The organism is Bacillus cereus group sp. BfR-BA-01360, assembly GCF_022663595.1.
Classification (GTDB): domain Bacteria; phylum Bacillota; class Bacilli; order Bacillales; family Bacillaceae_G; genus Bacillus_A; species Bacillus_A cytotoxicus.
Genome location: NZ_JAKUFV010000032.1, coordinates 25,852 through 32,887 on the forward strand (window position 1 = coordinate 25,852; position 7,036 = coordinate 32,887).

Below are 7,036 nucleotides of genomic sequence, written 5' to 3' on the forward strand. Positions count from 1 at the left end.
AAGCAGATTTCATAGTCCCCCCCTCAGAACCGTACGTACAGCTTTCACTGTATACGGCTCGCCAGTTGATTAATCGGAATTTGCTTCTCATGATGGTCATGATAGCATTTAAAGCATAGGACGATTGTTTTCCTTTGGCATTCAATCATCATCTCGTCCAAATACTTTAAATTTCGTTCTTTTTCCAGTTCTTTAGCTTTCTAATGTAGTGAACTTCCATCTGACCTTTTGTTGTACCGCACGCTTCACATCTATTTGCCAACAAACGCTTTTCAAAATCCGTTCACCCAAAATATTTCATTGTATTCACGTATGAGTCTATTTCTGGTGTATCAACTTTAATCGCACCCTTATGTTTAGGCAGGTCTTTTAATTTCACAAACTGATAAAGTTTTTCATTGTTATGTTGATCTTTTCTTACTAGACAAAGTACTCCTTGTTTGTGGGTTCTCATGCTTGTAGCCACTTTCATTGAGGTGCTTCTACGTTTATTAGCTATGGTTTTGATGAAACTACTCTCCGCTAAATAAAACAACTTATCTAAATGATGGTAATTATTCGCTAGCTTGTAGTAGTTTGCAATTCCTCGCAGTTCAGCGTTATAGGTACACAGAATCTCCAACTCTGAATTATTAAGCAGCTTTGCTCGATGTATACTTTTGAAATTATCAAGATTACCATATCCGTTTTTTATAGCAAATTCTTTCATTTTCTTTTTGGGAATTTCCAACTTAATTGCTCCTGAGAGAGCCCTCTGTTTATGGTTTTTATACAAGACCCTAGTCCTTTTTATTTCATTCCACTTACGAAATTCATATCCAAGAAAGGAAATTGGATTCTCCAAGTGGTTGATAAGTGTTTTTTCTTCACTTAATTCAAGATGCAGTTCTTGTTTTAGAAAATTCTTTATCGTTTCTTTTATATTCACTGCACAATCTTTGGAACCAGCTATCCCTATTACAAAATCATCAGCATAACGAACATACTTCATTTTTTGATAGTCATTATCCATATGATTGACAGAGGAAATACCAATCTGTTTACGCTTTAACTCTGCGATAGTTTCTATCATTTTCTCTCTGCCTTTCCATAATCGATGCCCTGTTCTGTCATCTAAGCTTTTGACTTTTCGAGAAAGCGAACGGATTTCCGAGTGTATTTTAGTATATTCTTTATTTCTCGCCCTTAATTTCCCTTTATCAAACTTCTCTATTTGCTTTTCCAAAAATATGTCAAACTCATGAAGATAGATATTAGCTAATAAGGGGGAGAGAATACCGCCCTGTGGTGTACCGCTGTATGTTTTTTGATAAGTCCAGTTTTCCATCACACCACTTGCAAGTGCATTGTGGATAAGTAGAAGAAAACGATGGTCATTCATTCTTTTTGAAATAAGATTTATGAGTACAGAATGGTCAATATGATCAAAGAAGCCTTTTATGGCTCCTTCTATACACCATGTTAATCCCTTCCATGTGTTCTTGATTTGGGATAATGCTGTGTGACAGCTTCTCCCTTCTCTAAATCCATGAGAGTTATCTGAGAATATTGGTTCATAAACATTTTCCAAAATCATTCTCATTACTTCTTGTACCAACTTATCTTTAAAGTTCGGAACTCCTAGAGGTCTCTTTTTACCGTTTGCTTTTGAAATATAAGCTCTTCTTACAGGTGCAAAACGAAACATCCCCTTCTTGAGTTGGTCAATGATTTCATCAATCTTTTGTAAGTAAAAACCATCGATTGTTTCTTCAGACGTTCCTTTTGTTAGATTCCCTGCATTCGGATATAGCTTTACGTATGCTTTAATCCATAGTTCTCTTTTATACATCAGACGGTAACAATCTGTTATTATTTTACCATTTTGAGAAGCTTTCCTTATAACGTCCAACTGATGAAATGGATTTGTTGCCATATTCATGACTCCTTTCTCATTGACGTTAACATCAACCTGTCTCCCTTCCCCTTGCTAAACTCATTACAAGCAAACGTTGAGTACTATGGAGACTCCGTTACCGTATGCAATTTTCATAGACCTATGTCTAATAGCCAATTGGCGCTTGCACTTAGGCAATCCCTGCATTATGACGTAATTTTAGATACGTGATGATTAGGTATCCCTTTCGACGGTTTCTTCTAGTGGAAGATTGAAGGACAAACCTTACTATGGGCAGGGCTCAGGCGATACCCAGCAGACATAGCGAAGAAATGTCTCCCATTTTGTCCTCATTGCCTGTTAACTATCGTAGACAACGGCGCACCCATCGCTCATTCGTCTAGGATTCAAGCAGTGTAGCTTTTACCATGCATCACTTGGTCTGAAGAACTGACTCGACATTAGATAGTTTTGTCGTCTTTTCTCCTTTTCACATCATGCTATGTTCCCTCTATAGGTTTCCCCTCAAGGTAAGATGCTGACCATAGAACATTGTAAGGAGTTCTAGTTTTCTAAGAAAACGCTAAAATTACGCACCTTGCAGGCGCACTCCTGAAGGATGATTATGCAGACATATAATAGAGGCAGCTGCGCGGCGAAAAGCTTCTTTAAACACCTCACGCGGATGAACAATTGAGGCATTTAAGCTGCCAATAAACACCGTCTGCCGATGCATGACTTGATTCTTTGTATTTAAATATAAACATGTAAAGTTCTCACAAATACAATAAAACAAAAGAGCACAGCGTGTATATACAGTGCGACAAACACTATATATACCGTCCGCCTAACCACCTAGGCAAACACTTGCTGTACTCTTACGAACTATTTTACAGTACGTAAGGGCTTCTTAGCAACAGTTTGCTTACATTCAGGCATTCTGTTGCTTTTTTTGTTTCTACAAAGGAGACAAACCATTATGAAGAAAATCACAGCTTATAATAAAGATGTTCAAAAATATATGCAACTAAACAAATTATGCTCTAAAAAGAAAAGTGAAATTATTACAGCAATTAGCGAACGTATCAATGCAAACAATCAAAGCTTTGAACGTTTATTTCCTATTGGCTCAAAAAGAAAAGACGTTATGGATCACATTATATACATGCTTTCTGGTAATGGCATATGTAAAATTTCTGCTGAAACATTAGCACGTAAAGCTGACTGTTCCATAAGAACTGTGAATGCAGCAGTTCGCGCATTAAAAGAAACAGGTGAAATCGTAGTTGGCGGATTAGCTGATGGCAAGAATAAGTATGTATTTGTATTAAAAACGCATCCTAATTTTACAACAATCATGAAAGAAGTATTTTATATAAATGCAGAACAAATTGCAGAACTAAATGCAGGACAGATTGCAGAACAGAAAAACCCTGAAACCCTTGATACTGTAAGTCTGAAAGGCGAAAAAACAAGTTCTAACTATAATAACTCTATTAACTCTTTTAATTCTTTAAAACAGGAAAAAAATAATGATATAGTATCGCTAACGAAATCAATTGAAAACGAATTAGAAGAAGCTCAAAATGATATTCAAAAAGAGTTCGAAAGAGTCCATACATACTATGTGAATGAATATCAAGAAATGATGTACCATACAATCAAAGCTGGAACTTATCATGATACTTTAAAAACGAATGCATCTATTATCGGTTTACGTGTGGGTAGCAATTGTGATAAGGGGTTATTTTGTCTCGCATTGAATGCACTAAATAAAGTTGATAGATTCTTAAAATGTAATGGCACTCTCACAGACAGTGTACAAGCTTTATTCACGAAGGTTTACAGCGATAATATCAAACTATCTAAGGAACATAAACAAGCTAACACAAGTAATTCTGACGCACCAAAACCACACACTAAAGTGCTTTTTTATAATTGGTTAGAAGAGGACAAATCAAAGGAGCCCTCCACAAATGCAAACACAATAGACAGCTCTCTTGTTCCAGGTGTATATTACAAAATATCTAAAGAAGAAGCTGATGAAATGGGGTTGTATTAAATGAATTGTAAACTTACTAAAGAAGATGCATATGAAAGAAGAGAAATGAGTACAAGAAGAAAGATTAATTCAACGTTTAAATGTTCAACATGTGGTGAAAAAGTAAATATCCAAACTCACAAATACTTTTATCTTGTAAACGAATATTTAACCAATCAATTTGATTCGGGTAGATATTGCTCAAAAGAATGTGTGATGAAGTTCTTAGAAGATAGAAAAGTTAATGTGGAGGAATGTGTTAAAGAGCACAATCGAATGATGGATATAATTGAGGAGTTTAATAAGAATCAATAAATTCAACGGAATTGTAAATAACTTAATGGACAAGTTCTACTTTGATAAAGAGTTTATGAAAGCATAATATCTCTGCTGAGACACGAACAAGCGTTTGATTTATTCTCAATAACTTGGTATTATATGGTTAGATATTACATACATAAAGCGGGGGATACACCATGAAACCATTAACAAGTAGACAAGCTGAAATTTTAACCTTTATCCAAGAAAAGGTCATAGAAAACGGATTTCCTCCTACTGTTAGGGAAATCTGCAAAGCAACTGGACTCGCTTCTAGTTCCACGGTTCATGGACATTTAATGCGCTTAGAAGAGAAAGGTTATATTCAGCGAGATCCATCTAAACCTCGTACAATTAAAATTTTAAAAGGAGGATTTAAACATGATTACCAATCCAATAGCATTTAAAAAAAACAAATTGATTAGAGAAATAATTTCAGCTCAAAAACAAAGTGGAGATTTATTATACCACCACAATAACCATGCAGACATTGCACATCTTATTTACGCACATCAAGGATATAAACAATTTTTACTTGAAAACCCTAGCGCGCTAAAAATTCCTTTAGAAGAATTAAAAGAGAAACATGAACAAGTGTTTAACTTACTCGAACAAGCAAAAAATCTCTAAACATACATTTTATAAATTCATAAATAATCCCAGTATCTCCAAACTTTGATATAATGATGTCGTATTATATCTACTAGGAGGTCTAACATTGAAAAAATCATCGTTTTTTATAATATTACTACTTTTTGTAGTAACGTTACTTTCGGCATGCAATACAGGAGATGGAAAGATTTCTAAAAAAGAGTTTAAGCAACTAAAAAAGGGAATGAGCATTTCAGAAGTCGAAAAAATTGTGGGTGGCAAAGGAAAAAAAGAGATAAATAGTGCTGATTCTTCACTTGTTGAATATACATATCCAGCACTAGATGGTGTAGAAAAAGATGGATATGTATACATACTCTTTAATGATGGAAAGGTAGATACTATTTTAGACTATGGGTTATTAAAAAAGAAAGAATCTACTCCTACAAAAACAACAGAAAAAGCAGCAACTGAAAAACAAGAACCTAATAACAAACAACTGGATAAATCTAATATTGAAAATGAAGCTGAATCTATCGTAAAAGATTTAATGAGTATATCTGTTAAAAAGATTGAGGTAAACGAAAATTTAGGTACTGATAATCCAGATGATTATATCCTTTTACTTTATTTATCGTTCGATGCTAAGAATACTAAACAAACAACAAAAGAAATGATTGAAATGTATAATAATGAGATTGGTGCTAAAGTTGGAAAATCATTAAATAACGTTCAAGAATTAGCGATTTTTTGGGAAGTTCCATATCATCAAAAAGATATTAATCTAGCGAAAGCGAATCTTGAAAGAGTTGGGGATAAAATGAAGTTCAAAGAAAATTGGATCGCTCCTGCTCTAAAGTAATTTTTAATAGAAATTTACAATCATTTTACATTTAATGGTTATTTATAATGATATAATGAACATACAGCATCATATCCATGGTAGACTCCTTTTAAATGCTCTCTTCGGAGAGTGTTTTTTTTATAAAGTAAAAAAGCCGACTCAATTAAGAGCCGGCTTTAATTCATTACTGAAGATATTCATAATACCAGTTACGCTCATCTAACCATGCAGTAAAGTTGTCCATCTTTGGGTTTGCAAGTTTCTCAGTTAATACATAAGGCGCTTCACCTTCAAACAAGATAGCCCCCTTAATTCCTTTGCTGCACAGCACTTCTGACACTTCTTTGATAGCGTCGTATCCTAAGCCACCTGTTTTGATTTTTCTACGGCCGTCGTCAGTTGTCATAGAAACATCCCCTCCGTTATATGCTTTTTGTACTCTTGCAATAAAACTATTCCATCGTCCTTCAGCCAGTATTCTATGAGGACAATACTTCCCCGACCATGATTGATGAGTCCTTACATTTTCGATAGGGATATTGTACATAGACATAAGTTGACGTACAACATGAACAGCATTTTCTTCAGCCTTATAATATCTATCTCCACCCGACTTAGAATAACAAATTTCTACTGAGATAGATTGACGGTTTCCAGGCCCATTACCATCACCACAAGCCCAAGCATTGCGTTCCCACGGAATGCCTTGTACCGCTTCTTGGTCATCTACAGCAACATGGAATGAAACCTCATTGTTATTGTTAATCATATATTTTACTTCGTTTGCAGCTGGAGCATCATTATAAGTGTTGTGTACCGTGATATATTCCGGATTCATTGTATACGGACATTTAATACCGTATTTACTTGGACTAACTAAGTTTTTTCTAATTTCCATTATTTAATATCTCCTTTTTTATTTTCTTGTTTTTGTTTACTGCCTAAAACCTCAACTGCATTTGTTAATGCTTGTGGAAGGGGAATCCCCATTCGTCCAGCATTTTCTAAAAGTGATAATAGCTCGTTTCCAATAAAGAAAAAGATTGTTGCTTCACGGATAGCACTATTGCTACCAAATGTAGAATCTAATTGAGCTGCCACTCCAACCAAAAGAAAAAGAACCACTTTTTTAGCGATGCCTTTGAAACCAACTTTGCTTTTTAATTGCCCGTTATACCCTGCTGCGATTACTCCTGTGAGGTAATCAATAGCTGCCATAATTACTAAAACTTTCAATGTTGTATCCCATCCCCCTAAGAAATAACCGCAAAAGCCACCAAAAGTAGCAATAAATGTTTTTAGTAATACATCGATACGATCCAATTATTTGCCTCCTACTCCGCCTGTTCTGTATCTTCATTTTCTT

The 7,036-nt window shown here is 34.8% G+C and carries 6 protein-coding genes and 3 pseudogenes; 5 read left to right on the plus strand and 4 right to left on the minus strand.

Annotated elements, in window-relative coordinates; all coding sequences use genetic code 11:
* Nucleotides 1-44 precede the first annotated feature (44 nt).
* Both MR056_RS20270 and MR056_RS20275 read right to left on the minus strand, forming a co-directional pair.
* Nucleotides 45-1,915: pseudogene (locus MR056_RS20270) on the minus strand (reverse transcriptase/maturase family protein).
* 571 nt (nucleotides 1,916-2,486) lie between these two features.
* Nucleotides 2,487-2,654: pseudogene (locus MR056_RS20275) on the minus strand (JAB domain-containing protein); the annotation flags it as partial.
* Between the two features lie 201 nt (nucleotides 2,655-2,855).
* Here MR056_RS20275 and MR056_RS20280 point away from each other — a divergent pair.
* The 5 genes and pseudogenes from MR056_RS20280 (at nucleotide 2,856) to MR056_RS20305 (ending at nucleotide 5,688) form a co-directional block, all read left to right on the plus strand.
* Entirely contained in the window at nucleotides 2,856-3,938 is a 1,083-nt protein-coding gene (locus MR056_RS20280; protein ID WP_242136657.1) for a helix-turn-helix domain-containing protein, read from the plus strand.
* A complete protein-coding gene (locus MR056_RS20285) occupies nucleotides 3,939-4,232 on the plus strand; it encodes a hypothetical protein (RefSeq protein WP_210351336.1) in 294 nt (97 codons plus the stop codon).
* A 161-nt stretch (nucleotides 4,233-4,393) separates the two neighbouring features.
* Nucleotides 4,394-4,639: pseudogene (locus tag MR056_RS20295) on the plus strand (LexA family protein); the annotation flags it as partial.
* Nucleotides 4,617-4,865 (plus strand): hypothetical protein, encoded by a 249-nt coding sequence (locus tag MR056_RS20300; RefSeq protein WP_087099127.1) that lies wholly within the window; start codon nucleotides 4,617-4,619, stop codon nucleotides 4,863-4,865. The pseudogene MR056_RS20295 and the gene MR056_RS20300, both read left to right, overlap by 23 nt.
* 88 nt (nucleotides 4,866-4,953) lie before the next feature.
* On the plus strand, nucleotides 4,954-5,688 hold the full coding sequence (locus MR056_RS20305) for a hypothetical protein (protein WP_242136658.1): 735 nt from the start codon (nucleotides 4,954-4,956) through the stop codon (nucleotides 5,686-5,688).
* 166 nt (nucleotides 5,689-5,854) lie between these two features.
* On the opposite strand, the gene MR056_RS20310 is transcribed toward MR056_RS20305, so the two are convergent.
* Nucleotides 5,855-6,568 carry an N-acetylmuramoyl-L-alanine amidase gene (locus MR056_RS20310; protein ID WP_242136659.1) on the minus strand — a complete coding sequence of 238 codons (714 nt, stop codon included), beginning with the start codon at nucleotides 6,566-6,568 and terminating at the stop codon, nucleotides 5,855-5,857.
* Nucleotides 6,568-6,993 carry a phage holin family protein gene (locus MR056_RS20315; protein WP_242136660.1) on the minus strand — a complete coding sequence of 142 codons (426 nt, stop codon included), beginning with the start codon at nucleotides 6,991-6,993 and terminating at the stop codon, nucleotides 6,568-6,570. The genes MR056_RS20310 and MR056_RS20315 overlap by 1 nt, the downstream gene beginning before the upstream one ends.
* Between the last annotated feature and the right edge of the window lie 43 nt (nucleotides 6,994-7,036).